The 17215-nt window shown below is 67.9% G+C and carries 17 protein-coding genes; 12 read left to right on the top strand and 5 right to left on the bottom strand.

The window, feature by feature from the left end; translation table 11 throughout:
* The first annotated feature begins 27 nt into the window (after window positions 1-27).
* The 3 genes from HXX10_RS14525 to HXX10_RS14515 all read left to right on the top strand — a co-directional run bounded on the left by HXX10_RS14525 (window position 28) and on the right by HXX10_RS14515 (window position 1350).
* The gene (locus tag HXX10_RS14525; RefSeq protein WP_296523251.1) at window positions 28-165 is read left to right on the top strand and encodes a hypothetical protein; all 138 of its coding nucleotides are present in this window, start codon (window positions 28-30) and stop codon (window positions 163-165) included.
* 88 nt (window positions 166-253) lie between these two features.
* Window positions 254-586 carry a ferredoxin FdxA gene (fdxA, locus tag HXX10_RS14520; RefSeq protein WP_296523249.1) on the top strand — a complete coding sequence of 111 codons (333 nt, stop codon included), beginning with the start codon at window positions 254-256 and terminating at the stop codon, window positions 584-586.
* Complete coding sequence (locus HXX10_RS14515; protein ID WP_296523247.1) at window positions 583-1350, top strand: fumarylacetoacetate hydrolase family protein; 768 nt, start codon at window positions 583-585, stop codon at window positions 1348-1350. Before fdxA ends, HXX10_RS14515 begins: the two co-directional genes overlap by 4 nt.
* 14 nt (window positions 1351-1364) lie before the next feature.
* Here the strand turns inward: HXX10_RS14515 and HXX10_RS14510 are convergent, their stop codons facing one another.
* The 5 genes from HXX10_RS14510 to HXX10_RS14490 all read right to left on the bottom strand — a co-directional run bounded on the left by HXX10_RS14510 (window position 1365) and on the right by HXX10_RS14490 (window position 6964).
* Window positions 1365-2129, bottom strand: coding sequence for an enoyl-CoA hydratase/isomerase family protein (locus HXX10_RS14510; protein WP_296523245.1), 765 nt, complete (start codon window positions 2127-2129; stop codon window positions 1365-1367).
* Window positions 2130-2140: 11 nt separating this feature from the next.
* Window positions 2141-3019: an NAD(P)-dependent oxidoreductase gene (locus HXX10_RS14505; protein ID WP_296523243.1), complete on the bottom strand. Its 879-nt coding sequence runs from the start codon at window positions 3017-3019 to the stop codon at window positions 2141-2143.
* An 87-nt stretch (window positions 3020-3106) separates the two neighbouring features.
* Window positions 3107-4603, bottom strand: a complete 1497-nt coding sequence (locus HXX10_RS14500) for a hypothetical protein (protein ID WP_296523242.1) — start codon at window positions 4601-4603, stop codon at window positions 3107-3109.
* A 55-nt stretch (window positions 4604-4658) separates the two neighbouring features.
* Complete coding sequence (locus HXX10_RS14495) at window positions 4659-5354, bottom strand: TetR/AcrR family transcriptional regulator (RefSeq protein ID WP_296523240.1); 696 nt, start codon at window positions 5352-5354, stop codon at window positions 4659-4661.
* A complete protein-coding gene (locus HXX10_RS14490) occupies window positions 5351-6964 on the bottom strand; it encodes an acyl CoA:acetate/3-ketoacid CoA transferase (RefSeq protein ID WP_296523238.1) in 1614 nt (537 codons plus the stop codon). The genes HXX10_RS14495 and HXX10_RS14490 overlap by 4 nt, the downstream gene beginning before the upstream one ends.
* A 408-nt stretch (window positions 6965-7372) precedes the next feature.
* Between HXX10_RS14490 and HXX10_RS14485 the strand changes: the two genes are divergently transcribed.
* The 9 genes from HXX10_RS14485 to HXX10_RS14445 all read left to right on the top strand — a co-directional run bounded on the left by HXX10_RS14485 (window position 7373) and on the right by HXX10_RS14445 (window position 17174).
* Window positions 7373-8356, top strand: coding sequence for a tripartite tricarboxylate transporter substrate binding protein (locus HXX10_RS14485; protein WP_296523237.1), 984 nt, complete (start codon window positions 7373-7375; stop codon window positions 8354-8356).
* A 43-nt stretch (window positions 8357-8399) separates the two neighbouring features.
* Complete coding sequence (locus HXX10_RS14480; RefSeq protein WP_296523235.1) at window positions 8400-8957, top strand: tripartite tricarboxylate transporter TctB family protein; 558 nt, start codon at window positions 8400-8402, stop codon at window positions 8955-8957.
* Window positions 8958-8988: 31 nt separating this feature from the next.
* The gene (locus HXX10_RS14475; RefSeq protein WP_296523233.1) at window positions 8989-10527 is read left to right on the top strand and encodes a tripartite tricarboxylate transporter permease; all 1539 of its coding nucleotides are present in this window, start codon (window positions 8989-8991) and stop codon (window positions 10525-10527) included.
* Between the two features lie 128 nt (window positions 10528-10655).
* Window positions 10656-11585: a LysR family transcriptional regulator gene (locus HXX10_RS14470; RefSeq protein WP_296523231.1), complete on the top strand. Its 930-nt coding sequence runs from the start codon at window positions 10656-10658 to the stop codon at window positions 11583-11585.
* A 477-nt stretch (window positions 11586-12062) separates the two neighbouring features.
* Window positions 12063-12923 (top strand): formyltetrahydrofolate deformylase, encoded by an 861-nt coding sequence (gene purU, locus HXX10_RS14465; protein ID WP_296523229.1) that lies wholly within the window; start codon window positions 12063-12065, stop codon window positions 12921-12923.
* 97 nt (window positions 12924-13020) lie between these two features.
* Window positions 13021-13320 (top strand): hypothetical protein, encoded by a 300-nt coding sequence (locus HXX10_RS14460; RefSeq protein WP_296523227.1) that lies wholly within the window; start codon window positions 13021-13023, stop codon window positions 13318-13320.
* Between the two features lie 152 nt (window positions 13321-13472).
* Complete coding sequence (locus HXX10_RS14455) at window positions 13473-14642, top strand: acyl-CoA dehydrogenase family protein (RefSeq protein WP_296523225.1); 1170 nt, start codon at window positions 13473-13475, stop codon at window positions 14640-14642.
* Between the two features lie 7 nt (window positions 14643-14649).
* On the top strand, window positions 14650-15987 hold the full coding sequence (locus tag HXX10_RS14450; protein ID WP_296523223.1) for an amidase: 1338 nt from the start codon (window positions 14650-14652) through the stop codon (window positions 15985-15987).
* The gene (locus HXX10_RS14445; protein WP_296523221.1) at window positions 15984-17174 is read left to right on the top strand and encodes a CoA transferase; all 1191 of its coding nucleotides are present in this window, start codon (window positions 15984-15986) and stop codon (window positions 17172-17174) included. The genes HXX10_RS14450 and HXX10_RS14445 overlap by 4 nt, the downstream gene beginning before the upstream one ends.
* Window positions 17175-17215 lie beyond the last annotated feature (41 nt).

The following is a 17215-nucleotide window of genomic DNA, read 5'->3' as shown; positions in this document are numbered from 1 at the left end:
ATCCAACCAGATAGTTAAGAGACGTCGATGCTCGTCGGCACCCTGCTCCCGCCCGCCGCCGCCCGTACTTCCGCCCGCCGCGTCCACACCGCGGTGTCGCTCGGCGACACCGTCGCGGCACACGGCAGCACCTTCATGCCAGTCACCGGCTCGACACAACGATGATGGGATTCGGCTGCGCCGCGCGAGCCGCACCGAGGCATGCTTTCGATCTCACGTCGACCCCATCCGGCATCCCTGCGAGGACAGCACCATGACCTACGCCGTCACCGACAACTGCATCCGATGCAAGTACATGGACTGCGTCGAGGTGTGCCCGGTCGATTGCTTCTACGAAGGCGAGACCATGCTGGTCATTCATCCCGACGAGTGCATCGACTGCGGCGTGTGCGAGCCGGAATGCCCGGCCGAGGCGATCAAGCCGGACACGCAGCCCGACCTGGAATCGTGGCTCGCCCTGAACGCGAAATACGCCAAGGAGTGGCCGAACATCACGGCGAAGGGGACGCAGCCGGCGGACGCCAAGGAGTGGGACGGCGTCGCCGACAAGCTTCAGACGGTCTTCAAGCCGGGGGCTGCGCGATGACGGTCGCGGCTCTCGCCAAAGAATTGCTGCAGGCGCGCACCGAGGCACGGATCGCCGGCGTCGACGGTTGGTCCGGCGTGGTCACCGATGTCGACGCCGCATATCGGGTCCAGACCGAGATCGCCGCGCAGATGGGCGGACCCGTCCGCGGCTGGAAGGTCACGGCGCTCGCCGAGCCGGACCAGAGAAAATACGGGGCTGCGCGACCGCTCGCCGGGCCGCTGCTCGCACATTTCGTCCAGGAGGGTCCGGCGACGGTCGCCCGCTCCCAGTTCGTCGCACCGATGTTCGAATGCGAGATCGCCTTCGTGCTCGGCACCGACCTGCCGCAGCGGGATGCCCCCTACCACCGGCACGAGATCGGAGCCGCCGTGAGCGCCGTCGTCGCCGGCCTGGAGATCGCCGATTGCCGGGTGGCACCGTCATCAACCGATCTGATGAAGATGGCCGATGCAATGGGGAACGGCGTCTACGTGGTCGGCACGCCGGTGCGCGACTGGCACCGCCTCGACCTGACCGACATCGCGATCAGCGTGACGATCGACGGCGACGAGGCGTATCGCGGCAACAGCGCCCGCATTCTCGGCAATCCGCTGCTCGCCGTGGTGGCGCTCGCCAACGCGCAACCGCTGCCGCTCGGCGGCTTGAAGAAGGGCCAGATCGTCACCACCGGGTCGTGCGTCACGCCGGTGCCGCTGCGCGACGGCACCTATGTCGCCGATCTCGGACCGCTCGGGACGGTGCGCCTGACCGTCGCCGGCTGAGCACCGGCCAAGACTCAGAACTTGCCGTCGCGCTTCTCCTGGAACGCCTTGATGCCCTCGAGGCGATCCTTGTCGGCCATGCAGATCACATGGATCTCGTTCTCGTAGCGGATGCCGGCCTCGAGCGGCGTCGACAGCGCGGCGCGGACGGCGGCCTTGGTGGACTGCACGGCGGTCGGGCTGAACGAGGCGATCCTGGCCGCCAGTTCCTCGACGCGGGGCACGACGGCGGCATCGTCGACCAGCTCTTCCACCAGCCCGATGCGTAGCGCCGTCTCGGCATCGACCGGATCGCCGGTGAGCAGCATGCGCATCGCCTGGCCGTAGCCGACCAGGCGCGGCAACATCTGCGAGGCGCCGCCGCCGCCGACCCAACCGCGGGTGACCTCCGGTCCGCCGATCTTGGCGCTGCGGCCGGCGATGCGGATGTCGGCTGCGATCGCCATCTCCATGCCGCCGCCCAGCACCCAGCCCTTGAGGCCGGCAATCACCGGCTTGCGGATGTCGCGCACCACGGCCGCGTACTCGACCCGGTTGCGGAACGCCCAGATGTCGGCAATGTCGGCAAGCCCGTTGAGATCACTGCCGGCCGAAAAGGCGCGATCGCCCGCCCCCGTGATGGTGGCGACCCGGATGTCGGGATTGTCGTCGATCTCCAGGCACGCGCGCCGCAGCTCGCGGCGCATGTCGTCCGTGATGGCGTTGTGCTTCTCCGGCCGCGCCAGCACGATCCGGCCGATGCCGTCGCCGATGGTCAGTTCGATCCGGCCGCTCATCATGCGTCCTCCGGTTACTGCTCGGACTTTTGCGAGCGGCGCTCGATCTCGAGCAACACGCCGGCGACGTCGAAGCCGGTACCTTGCCGGCCGATCAGCTCGGCGAAGATGTCGATCAGGGCCGGCAGCAGCGTGAGATGAACGCCGATCGTGTCGGCGAAGTCCTGGGCGGTGCGCATGTCCTTGAGCTGAAAGACGGCCGGACCGCCCGGCACGAAGTCGCGCTCGATCATGCGCTGGCCATGCATGTCGAGAATCTTCGAATCGCCGAAGCCGCCCATCAAGGCGCGGCGGACCGCCGCCGGATCGGCCCCGGCGCGCGCGGCGAAGTGCAGCGCCTCGGCGACCGCCACCATGGTGCCGCCGACGATGATCTGGTTGGCGAGCTTGGTGACATGCCCGTCGCCATTGCCGCCGACCCGGGTGACGTTCTTGCCCATCCGCTCGAACAGCGGCTTGACGCGATCGAACGCATCTTGCGGGCCGCCCACCATGATGGAGAGCGTGGCCTTCTGGGCCCCGACGTCGCCGCCCGACACCGGCGCATCGAGATAATCGCAACCGAGCGCGTTGATCCTGGGGGCGAACTCCCTGGTCCCGGTCGGTGATGTCGAGCTCATGTCGACCACGGTCTTGCCGGCGGAGAGACCGTCGGCGACGCCGTCCGGACCGAACAGCACAGTGGCGACGTCGGGCGTTTTCGGCACCATGATGATGATCACGTCGGCGTTTCGCGCGACCTCGGCGCCCGTCGCGCACGCCGTTCCGCCGGCTGCGAGCAGGTGCGGCGGAATTTTTCCGATATCACGAAGGTACAGCGTGTGGCCGCCCTCGATGAGATGGCCAGCCATGGGCCCCCCCATGCTTCCCAGGCCGATGAATCCGACTTGCATGGCTGACGACCCCTTTGCGTAGCGAGGGTTTGCGATGGCGCGGCCGCGGCTCCCGGTCAGGAGCAGGGCCGCGTCGACGGTCGATGCTCAGGTCGGCGTCTTGGCCGGGGTCTTGGTCGGCGTCTTGGCGGGCTTCTTCACCACAGCCAGATCCTTGAACTGCGGCGACTTCTTGTAATAGGGGTCGAGCGGATAGCAGCCCGAGACGATGCCGTTGCGCGGCGCCGTCGTGCAGTCGCTGAAGGTGCGGCAGACGCGCTTCTTCTGGATGCTGCGGCCGGCGAGGATGTCGAGCGGCATCTCCGGATAGGACAGCACCATCCGGCCGAGGCCGACGATGTCGACCCAGCCGAGCCGCACGACGGCCTGCGCGACGTTCGGGAAGAACTCCTGCAGGTACGAGTACCCGCTTCCCATCAGGCAGAAGTCCGGGAACGCCGCCTTGAGGTCGCGCACCACCGCGATGTGGCGCATGACGCCGATGAACGGATCCTCGGGCGGATAGTAGCCGTCCGACGGCGGATAGAGCGCCGGGCGGATGTAGTGCGGATTGTAGTAGGGACTGGCGATGCTGACATTGATCAGGCGAACGCCGAGGCCGCGCAGGATCTCGAACAGCGCCATGGGCTCGGTGAGATCGTATTCGCTCGGGTCGTCGGGATTCGTCCCAAAGCCGTAGATGTAGGGCCCGGTGTACTCCTCGGGGATGCCGGGGCCGAGCTGGCCGGGCTCGGAGAGCGCCGGATCGGGCCGGTAGGGCAGCGTGTCGATCGCGCTGAGGCGCACGCCGATGCGCAGGCCCGGCGCCTCGGCCCGGATGCCCTCGACGATCTCGCGCAGGAAACGCGTGCGGTTCTCCAGGCTGCCGCCATACAGGCCCGGCCGCGTCTTGGCGCTGAGGAACTCGTGGCCCAGGTAACCGTGGCAGTGCTTGATGTCGACGAAGTCGAAGCCGCATTGCTGCGCCCGCTTGGCGGCGACGACGTAGTCCTCGATCAGGCGCTTGATCTCGTCGTCGCTGATCGGCGGGCGATCCTTCGGATAGCCGAACTTCCGATCGAGGATCGGATGATTGTAGGCGACGATCGACTCGAACTTGCGATTGTCGTTCGGCTTGCAGAACCGACCCGAATGGGTGAGCTGGAGGCCGATGAAGAGGCCCTTGTCGTCGCCCGTCGCCTTCAGATGCTCGTCGATCAGGAGCTGGCGCAGCTCGGCGATGCCGGCCTGCGTGTGCTCCGCCATATAGAGCTGCTTCGGATTGGCGCGTCCGTCGAAGCGCACCGCGCAGGCCTCGCCGCCCCAGATCAGCTTCGCCCCGCTCTGCCCGAAGCGTTGCCACCGGCGCTTGGTGTGCTCGCTCGGCCGGCCGTCGCGCTCGCAATCCCAGCCTTCCATCGGATGCATGCCGATGCGATGGCCGATCGTCAGACCGTCGAACGCCAACGGCGCGGCGAGCGGTGAATCGGGTCCGCTCGCGACGATGTCGTCGCACGGCATGTCGAGGCCGAGCTCCGTCATGTAGGCGCGGAACCCGGCGATCCCGTCGAGTGACCCGACCTTGGGGTAGTCATTGAACTTCACGGCTCTCTCCCCCGCGTACAACCTTCGATCGACAGGGCCCGCATGGGCTCGACGGTCATCTCACTCTGATATGGTCGAGCACCATCTCGACGACGTGCGCGCGCCGACGCTTCAGCTCGCTGTCACTGACCAGATCGCGGCCGAAGGCCGTCGAGAGCGTCGCCGCGTTGGCGAAGAAGAAGTAGCTCAGCCCGGCGAGCGAGATGTAGAGCTGCAGCGGATCGATGCCGGGCTTCACCTGGCCCCGCGCCTGTCCGGCGGCGAGCACGGCCTGCAGCACCGTCACCAACGAGTTGTGCATGTCGCGCAGATGCCGCGAGCGCTTCAGATAGCGGGCGTTGTGCACGTTCTCGACGGCGAGAAGCCGGATGAGGGAGGGATGCTCGTGCAGATAATCGAACTTGAACTCGACCAGCTTGCGGATGGCGTCGAGCGGATCGAGCGCCAGCAGATCGAGCTCGCGCTCGGTCTGACGCATCGCGCCGTAGGCTCGCTCGAGCACCGCGACGTAGAGATTCTCCTTCGACCCGAAGTAGTAATAGAGCATCTGCTTGTTGGCGCCGGACTGCTCCGCGATGGCGTCGACACGCGCACCCGCGAGGCCCTTGTCGGCGAACTCGACCTCGGCTGCGGCGAGAATCGCCTGGCGGGTGCGCTCGGCGTCGCGCACCGGCTCGAGCGCCGCCTTCGACCGCGGCTTCGCGGCCGGCGCTCCACGCCTCTGCTTGGATTTGACCGCCGTGGCCTTCATGTGCCCTCTCCCGACGAGAGGCGCGCGAGACGCGCCGAGCGCGGCGCCCGCCGATTGGCCGCGATCACGCCGGCGAGCCCCATCGGCTGCGGCAGGAAGAGGCGCGCATCCATCTGCTTCAGCGCGGGCGAGATGTCGGGGCGAAACTCCATCTGGGCCAGGATGTCGCGCTCGAGATCCACCCCGGCGGCGATCTCGATCAGCTCGAGCCGTCCCGCTTCGTTGCGGCGGAACACCGCCCGCTCGGTGACGAAGAAGGTCCGCTGGCCGTTCTGGTGCGCCAGCGCCCCCGAATAGGTCACCTGCTGCACGGCGCGCACGAACTTCTTCTCGCGGCCTTCCTTCACGATTCGCGTCTCGCCGTTCGGCCAGGCGAGGTCGAGCCCGCCGCTGGTGAAGGTCGCGCTGAACACCATGGTCTGGGCGTTCTGGCTGATGTTGATGAAGCCGCCCGGGCCGATGATCCGGTCACCGAAGCGGCTGACATTGACGTTGCACTGCGCGTCGACCTCGGCGAACGACAGGAACGCGAGCTCGATGCCGCCGCCGTCGTAAAAGTCGAACTGGTACGGCTGGTCGACCATGGCGTGATAGTTGCGCGCCGCTCCCGGCTCGTTGCCGGTCGCCGGGGCGCCGCCGATCAGGCCCTGCTCGTTGGTCAGCACGACCTCGTCGAGCGCACCCTCCTCGGCTGCAATGGACGCGATACCGGTGGAGATGCCGGAGCCGAGATTGCAGATCGCGCCGGGAAAGAGCTCCAGGCTGGCGCGCCGTGCCACCACTTTGCGGATCGAGAACGGCAGCGGCGCGATATGCGACAGCGGCACCCGAAGCTCGCCCGCATAGGCCGGATCGTGCACCGTGAAGAACGTCTGGGTCTGCGCCGGATCGACCACCACCAGGTCGACCAGCATGCCGGGAATCTTCACCTGCTTGGGCGGCAGGGTTCCCCGGCTGGCGAGCCGCTTGACCTGGACGACGACGAGTCCGCCGCGCCGGCGCACCGCCTGCGCCATCGAGATCATCTCGCCGAAGACGGCCTCGTGCTCCATCGTCACGTTGCCGTCCTCGTCCGCCGTGGTGCCGCGCAGCAGCGCAACCGTCACGGGCAGCGGCTTGAAGAACAGATATTCGCGCCCGCCGAGCTCGATCAGCTCGACCAGATCCTCGGTGGCGAGCGCGCTCTGCCTGCCGCCGCCGTGGCGCGGATCGATGAAGGTCCCGAGCCCGACATGGGTGACGAGTCCGGGGCGCCCCGCGGCCATCTCGCGCGTGAGCTGAGACAGGCACCCCTGCGGCAGCGTGTAGGCCTCGATCTTGTTGTCGAGCGCCAGCCGCGCGACGGGAGGCGAATCGACCAGCGCACCGGCGACGACGCGCTTGAGCAGCCCGGGATGAGCGAGGTGGCCGATGCCGCGATCGCCGTGATCGCCGAGCCCGACCGGATGGACCGTGGTGAGATCGCGCGGCGCGCCTTCGGCGAGGAAGCGACGACCGATCGCCGCGATCAGCGTGTCGGGCACCGAATGGCCGGCACCGGAGCCTCCGATCAGCAGCGTGTCGCCGGTCTCGATCAGCTTCGCCACATCGTCCGCTCGAACGACACGCATCGTGATGCCCCTTCAGGCCTCGACTTCGTCGCTGCAGTGCAGCACGAAGATCCGCTCGCGATCTCTCGCGCCTCGATCGGAATCGCCGCGTGTGCAGCATTCGGAATCGCAGTGGGAGAAGGCCGCGATGATTGACTCGTTCCGAAAACGGCGTATATAACCAACTAGATAATTAATCAAGCGCCGCACCACCGATCGCACCCCGGACAGCAATGTCCGCGGGTCTGTGCTGCCCTGCTGAATCATGAAGTCTGCGATGCAGTCGGTGAGCAGACACTAAGTCCTCTTCCAGATGGCCGCGCCTCTGGCCCTCTGTTATGGTCCCGCACCCTCCCGCCCTCGCCTCGCCCCAGTGGCCACTTCCGGGAATGCCGCATGAAACACCTCACAGCGTCCAAACTATTTGTCATGTCCGTCCTCGCGACGGTCGTCGCCGCGCCGCTTCCGGCGCTCGCCGCCGACTGGAAGCCCAATCGCCCGATCAACCTGATCGTGCCGTGGGCTGCCGGTGGATCGACCGACCAGATCACGCGCCTCACCGCGACTCAGCTCGAGCCGCTGATCGGGCAGACGATCGTCATCGTCAATCAGCCCGGCGCCTCCGGTGCGCTGGGAACCCGCAGTGCGCTCGAAGCAGCCAAGGACGGTTATACCTGGACGGCCGGCGCCGTGCAGGATCTCGGCGTCTACGAGACGCTCGGCCTGCTCAAGACCCGCGTCACCGATTGGAACATCTTCACCAACGTCGCCAACATTCAGGTGCTGAGCGTCAGCGCGAACTCGCCCTACAAGACGGCGAAGGAGCTGCTCGACGCCATGAAGGCGAACCCGAGCAAGATCTCGGTCGGCACGGCCGGCGTCACCTCGACCGGGCACAACGCGATGGAAGCGATCGCCAAGGTCACGGGCGTGAAGTATCGCCACGTCGCCTATGACGGCGGCACGCCGGCCGTGGTGTCGACCGTCGCCGGCGAGACCGAAGTGAGCGCCCAGTCGGCGGTCGAGCAAGTCGACATGATCCGCGGCAAGCGCCTGCGTCCGCTCGCCGTCGTCGGCGACAAGCCGCTGGAGATCGAGGGCTACGGCATCATTCCGCCGCTGTCGAACGAGGTTCCCGGCTTCACGGCACCCGCCAACTATTTCGGCATCTTCGTTCCGAAGGGCGTGCCGGACGAGGTGGTCGAGACCCTCACCAAGGCCTGGAAGCAGAACATCGCCAACAACGAGGCGCTGAAGAAATACGCCGTGAGCCGCGGCGCACTGTTCTCCCCGCTGACCGGCGAGGATGCGCAGAAGGCGGTGTTCCCGGCCGTGCAGCAGAACGCATGGCTCATGTTCGAAAGCAACAAGGCAAAGGTCTCTCCGGAGACGGTAGGCATCCCGAAACCGTAAGCATCGGGACCTTTGCCAACTCACGAACGAGCGTCGTTACATCATGCAGACGTCGCAAGAAGACTCCGGCCCGGATGCCAGCGTGCATCCGGGCGGCCCGCTGGTGACGCCGCGATCCGATTTCTTCGCGTCGTTCGCCTGGATCGCCGTCGGCATCGCGATCGCCGTCGGGTCCTGGCAGATGGACCGGCTGGAGAATCAGGACGTCCAGCCCTACGCGGTTCCGGGCCTGCTGCCGTTTTTCCTCGGTCTCGCGATCGTGTTCTTCGGCGGCCTGATGCTGGTGCGCGCCTGGACGTCCGGTGCGCTCGCGCCGCACGCGCGACGCGCCGCCGGCATGTCGCCGGCCGAGCGCAAGCAGTTCCTCATCGTGCTCGGGCTGTGCCTCGCCTTCGGCATCGGGCTGGTCGGGCACGGATTGCCGTTCTGGCTCGCCGCCGCCGTGTTCGTGGCGATCACGATCTTTGTCCTGCAATACCCGCAACGGCGCGCCGCCGACGAGATCAAGCGCGGCTTGATCCTGGCGATCGTGATCGGGGTCTGTGCCGGACTCGGCGTCACACTCGTGTTCCAGGAATTCTTCCTGGTCCGCCTCCCTTGAACGACGGCGACAGCGCCAACCGGGGTTCGCCATGCTCGATGGTCTCGTCTCACTCGGCGACGCTTATCTGAATCTCCTGATGAGCCCGACGTCGCTCGCCTACGGGCTCGCCGGCGCGCTCACGGGCATCCTGGTCGGCTGCATGCCGGGATTGTCCGCCACGCTGTGCATCGCGCTGCTGACCACGCTGACCGTCAAGCTGAACGCGCACGACGCCATCCTGATTCTCGTCTGCTCCTATGTCGGGACGCTGTACGGCGGCTCGCGCTCGGCGATCCTGCTCAATATCCCGGGCACGGCGGCGAACGCCGCGTCCTGCGCCGACGGGCATGCGCTGGCGCTGCGCGGCGAGGCCGGCCGCGCCATCGGCATCGCCACTTCGGGGGCGTTCTGCGGCACCTTGTTCGGCGTCATCTGCCTCGCGGCCTTCACGCCGACGCTCGCCAATGTGGCGCTGTCGTTCGGCGCCCACGAATTCTTCTGGCTCGCTCTGTTCGGCGTCACCATGTCGGGCACGCTGGTCGGCGACGATCCGCTCAAGGGCTGGCTGATGGGCGCGCTCGGCCTGTTCGTCGCCCAGATCGGCCAGGAAGGCATCTACGCGCACGATCGCTTCACCTTCGACATCCCGGCGTTGTCCGGCGGCATCGCGCTGATCCCGGCGCTGATCGGCGCCTTCGGCTTCGCCGAGGTGCTGACCCGGCTGGCCGATCCGGTCGAGCGCAAGCTCTTGGAGATGAAGGACTCGATCCGGCCCCGCTTCGACGAGGTGGCGCGCTACTGGCGCACCGTGCTGCGCTCGGGCGCGATCGGCGTGCTGACCGGGCTGATGCCGGGCGTCGGCGAGGATTCCGGCGCGTGGATGTCCTACGCCGCCGCCAAGGCCACCACCAAGGAGCCCGAGCTGTTCGGCAAGGGCTCGATCGACGGCCTGATGGCGGCCGAGACCGGCGACATGTCGTCGATCCCCGGCCACATGATCCCGATGCTGGCGCTCGGCGTTCCCGGCTCGGCCCCGTCGGCCGTGCTGATGGCGGCGATCATCATCCACGGCATCCAGCCCGGACCGATGATGATGGTCGAGCATCCGCAGTTCGCCTACCAGATGGTGGCGATGACGACGCTGGCCACCGTCTGCATCCTGATCTTCGGTCTCTATCTGGTGCGGCCGCTGCTCTACGTGCTGCGGATCAAGCACAGCGTGCTGATGCCGATCATCTTCGTCATGTCGGTGGTCGGCTCCTACGCGACCGCGTGGCGGCTGTTCGACGTCTACTCGATGCTGGTGATCGGCATCGGCGCCTTCTTCCTGCGCCGCAAGGGCTACCAGATGGCGCCGTTCGTGCTCGGCCTGGTGCTCGGCAGCCTGCTCGACAAGAGCCTGCGCCGCGGCCTCGTCCTGTCGGACGGGGAAATCTGGCCGTTCTTCACCCGGCCGATCTCGCTCGCCTTCGCGGTGGTGACCATCTTCACCATGCTGCTCTATGTGCCGGTGTTCAACCGTATCGTGCACGCCGCCTTCGATGCGATCGTGACGCCGCTGAAGTCGCTGGTCGCCCGCCGCGGCTGAGCCGCCCCGCCTCTCCGGGTCAGCGAAAACGCCGGCGTCGCTCGCCGGCGTTTTTTCGCGCGTGCTATGATGCTGCTCGGCGCCGCCGCCGGCGCGCGACGACTCTTTTCGCGGAGCCTCCGGGCGCGATGCTGTCTCACGACCTCCAGACCCTGCGGATCTTCCTCACCGCCTGCGAGCTGCGCAGCATGAGCAAGGCGTCCGAGCGGCTGCACATTGCCCTCTCGGCGGCGAGCCGCCGGGTCGGCCTGCTGGAGCACGAGGCCGGCACCCAACTCATCGTCCGGCGTCCGCACGGCATCGAGCCGACCGCCGCCGGCGTCACCATGATGAACTACGCCCGCGACGTGCTGCGGCTCGGCGAGAAGCTGCAGGTGAGCCTGGAGGAGCACCGGCTCGGCGTGCGCGGCTATGTCCGGGTGTGCGCGTCGAGCTCCGTCCTGGTGCACCGGCTGGCGCACGATCTGTCGCGCTTCGTCACCGCCAATCCGGAGATCAAGCTCGACCTGGAGGAGCGGCCGAGCGAATCCACCATCGACGCGGTGCTGCACAAGCAGGCGGACATCGGCGTCATCGTGCGCAGCACCGACGTCGACGGCCTCACGGTCACGCCCTACGAGGGCGACCAGCTCGCCGTCGCCATGCGGGGCGATCATCCGCTCGCCGGCCAGCGGGCGGTCGCCTTCGCCGACATCCTCGACGAGGACCTGGTTGCCCTCGAAAGCGGGACCGCCGTGCATCGCCTGCTGTCGTTCCGGGCGCGCGAGCTCGGCCGCGTGATGAAGACGCGCGTGCAGGTGCGCAGCTTCGAGGTGATGTGCCTGATGATCGGCGAGGGGCTGGGAATCGGCATCCTGCCCGAGAAGGCGGTGCAGCCGCTCGCCCAGGCGATGGGGCTGCGGCTGGTGCGGCTGGCCGAGCCGTGGGCGAAACGCGAATACGCGATCTGCGTCCTCTCCTCGGAAGAGCCCGCGGCGCCGGCGCGCCGGCTCATCGACTTCCTCACCGGGGGCGGCAGCGCCCCGGCGCGAAAAAAGCCCCGTCACCCAGGCGGGTGACGGGGCCAAGTCTAGGGAGGAAACGCCCATGGAGGGCACCCCGTCCCTGCATGAACCGTGCCGACTTTCGCCTGTTGCGCCAAAAATGGCGCCGAAAACGGAACGGGCGGCCGTGGAAAAGCTCCACTGGACCGCCCGTAGCGCGTCTACGCCGCACGCTGCCGCGAAACGAGCGGAGCGCCGTCGAATGCTATAGTCCCAAACCGGTTGCGGCGGCCTTGATCAGTGTCAAGCGGACGTTACACCTTAGGAGGATGACACCGCATTTTGGAGGCCCGCCGGGGCGGCGCCCCGGCCGTTCGGATCCCGCAACCCTCGGTCGCAGCGACGGCGCTCGGCCGGCGCCACACCGACGACCCGAAGCGAGTGCGACACTGAGGGGCGGCACGGATGCACCGCCCCGACCATGCCGTTAACGGTTCGCATCCTAAAAAACCCGTCCATCTTTCCACTGTCGACAACCCGTCCCCACCGCTGATGACCACCAGAACCTACGTCCTGACCATTTCATGCGCCGACACGATCGGCATCGTCGCCGCCGTGTCCGGATATCTGTCCGGGCTCGGCATCTTCATCACCGAGTCGGCGAATTTCGGCGACCCCGAAACCGGCCGCTTTTTCCAGCGCACCGTGTTCAAGGCGACGCCGGACCAGCCGTCGCTCGCCGAATTGGAGGCTGGGTTCAAGGCGATCGCCGACCACTTCCAGATGACCTGGCGGTTCCACGACACGGCCGTGAAGCCGCGCGTCATGCTGCTGGTCTCCAAATTCGACCACTGCCTGAACGATCTGCTCTACCGCTACCGCAACGGCAGCCTGACGATCGACATTCCGGCCGTCGTGTCGAACCATCCGGATCTCGAGCGCATCGTCGCCTGGCACGGGATTCCGTATCACCATCTGCCGGTCACCAAGGACACCAAGGCCGTGCAGGAACAGCAGGTCCTCGACCTGGTCGATCGGCTGAACGTCGACCTCGTCGTCCTGGCGCGCTACATGCAGGTTCTCTCGGACGAGATGTGCCGGGCGCTGTCGTGGCGCTGCATCAACATCCATCACTCGTTCCTGCCGAGCTTCAAGGGCGCCCGGCCCTATCATCAGGCGCATACGCGCGGCGTGAAGATCATCGGCGCCACCGCCCACTACGTCACGACCGACCTCGACGAGGGGCCGATCATCGAGCAGGGGGTCGAGCGCATCGACCACACCTTCACGCCCGAGGACTTCGTCGCCATCGGGCGTGACATCGAAAGCGTGGTGCTGGCGCGCGCCGTGCAGTTCCACATCGAGCACCGGGTGATCGCGAACGGCAAGAAAACGGTGGTGTTCCGGCGGTGACGCATCCACGTCACCGCCCGTCCGGGCGCGCCGACGCCGCCCCGAACGCCCATGCGGCCCGCTCCCGTACGCCCTCCACGCTCCAGGAACACCCAGAATGACCAGCCAACCGCACGACGCGCCGGCGATCGATCCGGACGGCATCGCCGAGACCTTGTGCATCGGCAAGTTCAACGTCCTGCTCGGTCCGCTGACCACGATCACGTTCACCCATACCCGCGCCAAGGTCCGCCCGCTCTTCGACCACGGGATGGTGGACTATGAAAGCGTCGTGCGGGCCCGCATCGTCACCTCCTACGACAACATGGTCGCACTACGGGATTTGTTGAACCAACTGATCAAGAGCGCTGAATCGATGCCCGGCCAGCCGTCCGCCGCCACCGGCCCGTTGAACTGAGACGACGGCACCCGAAAGAGACCGGCGCGCGGCTTCGGGCCGTTGCGGCCCGCCGCCCGAGCGGTTTCGAATTTCGCGAAACGAGGCTCGGCCATATTCTGATTCCGAAAGATACCGCCGTCGCCTTAGCGTGATGGACCGAAGGATCCGAGATGCCGCTGACCCTGCCGTCGACCACTGACCACGAGGACATCCGCGAGGCCGTGCGGGCGCTGTGCGCCGACTTCCCGGCCGCGTACTGGAGGAAGCTCGACGAGACCGCGGCCTACCCCGAGGCCTTCGTCGAGGCGCTGACCAAGGCCGGCTGGCTCGCCGCCCTGATCCCGCAGGAGTATGGCGGCTCCGGGCTCGGCATCACCGAGGCGTCGATCATCCTGGAGGAGATCAACCGCGCCGGCGGCAATTCGGGCGCCTGCCACGGGCAGATGTACAACATGTCGACGCTCTTGCGCGCCGGCTCCGCCGAGCAGAAGAGCCGCTGGCTGCCGCGCATCGCCTCGGGCGAAACCCGCATGCAGTCGATGGCCGTCACCGAGCCGACCACCGGCTCCGACACCACCAGGCTCAAGACCGCGGCGGTGAAAAAGGGCGACCGGTACGTCGTCGACGGCCAGAAGGTGTGGACGTCGCGGCTGCAGCATTCGGACCTGATGATCCTGCTCGCCCGCACGACGCCGCTCGACCAGGTCAAGAAGCGTTCGCACGGCCTCTCGGTGTTCCTGGTCGACGTCCACGACGCGATGGCCAAGGGCATGACGGTCCGGCCGATCCGCAACATGGTCAATCACGAGACCAACGAGGTGTTCTTCGACGCGCTCGAAATCCCGGCCGAGAACCTAATCGGCACCGAGGGCGAGGGTTTTCGCTACATCCTCGAGGGCCTCAACGCCGAGCGCACTTTGATCGCCGCCGAATGCGTCGGCGACGGCCACTGGTTCGTCGACAAGGCGGTCGCCTATGGCCGCGAGCGCGTCGTCTTCGGCCGGCCGATCGGCCAGAACCAGGGCGTCCAGTTTCCGATCGCCGAGGCCCACATCCATGTCGAGGCGGCGAGCCTGATGCGCTTCACCGCGGCCGCCCTGCACGATGCAGGCCGAGCCTGCGGCGCCGAGGCCAACATGGCGAAGCTCCTGGCCGCCGCAGCGTCCTGGGAGGCCGCCAACGCCTGCCTGCAGACCTTCGGCGGCTTCGGCTTCGCGGCCGAATACGACGTCGAGCGGAAATTCCGCGAGACGAGACTCTACCAGGTGGCGCCGATCTCCTCGAACCTGATCCTCGCTTATGTGGGAGAGCACGTGCTCGGTCTCCCGCGGTCCTACTGAGGTGTCGATGGGGACCGCCCGGAGGTTCGCCGACTGGCAGTCCCGCGACGAGGCGCAGCATGGCGCGGCGCTGGCGACGGCGCGGGCGCGGCTCGCCCGCATCGGCCAAAGGCTCGGCGCCGTGGCGGCGGAGATGCCGCCGGACCCCGGGCGTGAGTCGACGCTGACAGGCCCGCTCGCCGGCCTCGTCTACGTCGCCAAGGACATGATCGCGACCGGCGTCCACGCGCCGAGCTGGGGCCGCGCCGTGCCGTGCACCGGCGTCACGGCCCGCGCCACGGTGCTCGACCCGCTCGAAGCCGCCGGCGCGACCCTGGTCGCGACGAGCGAGATGACCGAGCTCGCCTACGAGCCCTCCGGCCACAATGTCTCACGCGGCCGGGTGCTCAATCCGTGGCGCTTCGATCGCATCGCCGGCGGCTCGTCGAGCGGCTCGGCCGCGCTGGTCGCGGCGGGCTGCTGCGACGTCGCGCTGGGCTCCGACACGGGCGGCTCGGTGCGAATTCCGGCGCATTGCTGCGGCGTCACGGCGTTGAAGCCGACGCTCGGCGCCCTGCCGCTCGACGGCGTGATGCCGCTCGCCCCGAGCCTCGACACGCTCGGTCTTTTCGCCCGCAGCGCCGCCGATCTGGCACGCGTCTGGCCCGTCCTGGCCGGCACAGCATCCCCGCCCGCGCCGACCTTGCCGCGGGTCGCCGTGCTGCTCACCGACACGCTCGACGAGAGCGAGCCGGACGTCGTCCGCGCCTGCGAGGAGGCCGTCGCGACACTCGCGGCCGCCGGCCTCGGCACGCTACGCCGCGAGGGGTTCCCCGACGCCGCCGATCGCCATGCGCTGGTCGTGCTGCAGGCCGAGGCGGCGCACACCCACATGGCCCGGATCGACGACCCCGGCACCGAGCCGGTGCTGCGCCGGCGGCTGCGCAAGGGGCTTGCGATCGACGCCCGCGATCTCGCCGACTCCCTCGCCGTCCGCGCGGCGCTGCGTGAGGCGTTCCTGTCCGGCCCGCTCGCCGGCGCGGACGTCGTGCTGCTGCCCGTGATGCCGATCATGACGCCGCCGGTGGCCGAGGTCGATCCGGACAGCGCCGCCTTCGATCCGAAACACCTCTATGCGCTGAGCCGCTTCACCCGCTTCGTCAATTATCTCGGGCTGCCCGCGCTGGCGCTGCCGATCGGCTTCGACCGCAACGACATGCCGGTCGGCCTGCAGATCGTCGGCCGGCCGGGCACCGAGGCGCAGCTTTTCGGGCTCGGGCGGGCGTTCCAGGCGCGCACCGACTGGCACGGCCGCGTGCCGCACGCGATCGCCGACGACATCATCGAAACGGGATGGGCCGCATGACGTCAGACAAATCCTTGGCGCTCGCCGGGCTGCGCATCCTCGACCTCAGCCGGGTGCGGGCCGGGCCGACCTGCTGCCGGGTGTTCGCCGATTTCGGCGCCGACGTGGTCAAGATCGAGGCGCCGGCCGGCGTCGATCCGAACGAAGGCATGAGCGGCGCCCGCAACGGCCCCGACATGCAGAACCTTCACCGCAACAAGCGCACGGTGACGCTGAACCTGAAGACCCCGAAGGGCCTCGCGGTGTTCAAGCGCATGGTGGCGACCGCCGACGTGGTGGTGGAGAACTTCCGCCCGGACGTGAAGGCGCGGCTCGGCATCGGCTACGACGATCTGAAGGCCGTCAATCCGCGTATCATCCTCGCCTCGATCTCGGGCTTCGGCGAGACCGGCCCGTATCGCCACCGGCCCGGCTTCGACCAGATCGCCCAAGGGATGGGCGGGCTGATGTGGGTGACGGGCCTGCCCGAGCAGGGGCCGGTGCGGGCCGGCATCGCCATCGCGGATTCCTCCGCCGGGTTGTGCGCCGCAATCGGCATCCTGGTGGCGCTGGCCGAGCGCGAGCGCTCGGGCGTCGGCCAATGGGTGCGCTCCTCGCTGCTGCAGGCGCAGATCGCCATGATGGATTTCCAGGCCGCCAAATATCTGGTCGACGGCGAAGTGCCGCAGCAGGCCGGCAACGATCACCCCTACACGACGCCCATGGGCGTGGTGCAGACTTCGGACGGCTACATCAATATCGGTGTCGCCGGCCAGGGACAGTGGCGCGCTTTTTGCGATGCGATCGGCGAACCCGACCTCGCAATCCACCCGGACTACGATTGCCAGGAGAACCGCTTGCGTAACCGCGACGCCCTCAAGGCGCGGCTCGCCGCCGTCTTCGCGACGCGGCCGTCGCGCGACTGGCTGGCGATTCTCGAGGACGCGCATGTGGCGGCCGGGCCGATCTACAAGATGGACGAGGTGTTCGCCGATCCGCAGGTGCAGCATCTCGGCATCGCCGTCCCGGTCGAAGACCCGCAGCGCGGCACCGTGCGGCTGGTCGGCCAGCCGATCGACCTGTCACGCACGCCGGCGGCCGTGACGTCGCTTCTGCCCGCGGCCGGCGCCGACAACGACGCGATCCTGGCCGAGCTCGGCTTTGCCCGCGAAGAGATCGACACGCTGCGCAGGGAGCGGGTGATTTGATGGCGTATCGCAGAGCCGTCGTTCCGGGGCGGCGCCAGCGG

This window comes from Rhodoplanes sp. (assembly GCF_013377085.1).
GTDB lineage: Bacteria > Pseudomonadota > Alphaproteobacteria > Rhizobiales > Xanthobacteraceae > Rhodoplanes.
This window is presented reverse-complemented; position numbering and strand designations above follow the sequence as displayed.

Bases quoted from the DNA above. Each gene is read 5' to 3' on its own strand.
- fdxA (WP_296523249.1), top strand. From the start codon at position 254: ATGACCTACGCCGTCACCGACAACTGCATCCGATGCAAGTACATGGAC.
- HXX10_RS14460 (WP_296523227.1), top strand. From the start codon at position 13,021: ATGACCAGCCAACCGCACGACGCGCCGGCGATCGATCCGGACGGCATC.
- HXX10_RS14450 (WP_296523223.1), top strand. From the start codon at position 14,650: ATGGGGACCGCCCGGAGGTTCGCCGACTGGCAGTCCCGCGACGAGGCG.
- HXX10_RS14495 (WP_296523240.1), bottom strand. From the start codon at position 5,354: ATGAAGGCCACGGCGGTCAAATCCAAGCAGAGGCGTGGAGCGCCGGCC.
- HXX10_RS14445 (WP_296523221.1), top strand. From the start codon at position 15,984: ATGACGTCAGACAAATCCTTGGCGCTCGCCGGGCTGCGCATCCTCGAC.
- HXX10_RS14515 (WP_296523247.1), top strand. From the start codon at position 583: ATGACGGTCGCGGCTCTCGCCAAAGAATTGCTGCAGGCGCGCACCGAG.
- HXX10_RS14490 (WP_296523238.1), bottom strand. From the start codon at position 6,964: ATGCGTGTCGTTCGAGCGGACGATGTGGCGAAGCTGATCGAGACCGGC.
- HXX10_RS14485 (WP_296523237.1), top strand. From the start codon at position 7,373: ATGTCCGTCCTCGCGACGGTCGTCGCCGCGCCGCTTCCGGCGCTCGCC.
- purU (WP_296523229.1), top strand. From the start codon at position 12,063: ATGACCACCAGAACCTACGTCCTGACCATTTCATGCGCCGACACGATC.
- HXX10_RS14475 (WP_296523233.1), top strand. From the start codon at position 8,989: ATGCTCGATGGTCTCGTCTCACTCGGCGACGCTTATCTGAATCTCCTG.
- HXX10_RS14505 (WP_296523243.1), bottom strand. From the start codon at position 3,019: ATGCAAGTCGGATTCATCGGCCTGGGAAGCATGGGGGGGCCCATGGCT.
- HXX10_RS14470 (WP_296523231.1), top strand. From the start codon at position 10,656: ATGCTGTCTCACGACCTCCAGACCCTGCGGATCTTCCTCACCGCCTGC.
- HXX10_RS14525 (WP_296523251.1), top strand. From the start codon at position 28: ATGCTCGTCGGCACCCTGCTCCCGCCCGCCGCCGCCCGTACTTCCGCC.
- HXX10_RS14480 (WP_296523235.1), top strand. From the start codon at position 8,400: ATGCAGACGTCGCAAGAAGACTCCGGCCCGGATGCCAGCGTGCATCCG.
- HXX10_RS14510 (WP_296523245.1), bottom strand. From the start codon at position 2,129: ATGATGAGCGGCCGGATCGAACTGACCATCGGCGACGGCATCGGCCGG.
- HXX10_RS14455 (WP_296523225.1), top strand. From the start codon at position 13,473: ATGCCGCTGACCCTGCCGTCGACCACTGACCACGAGGACATCCGCGAG.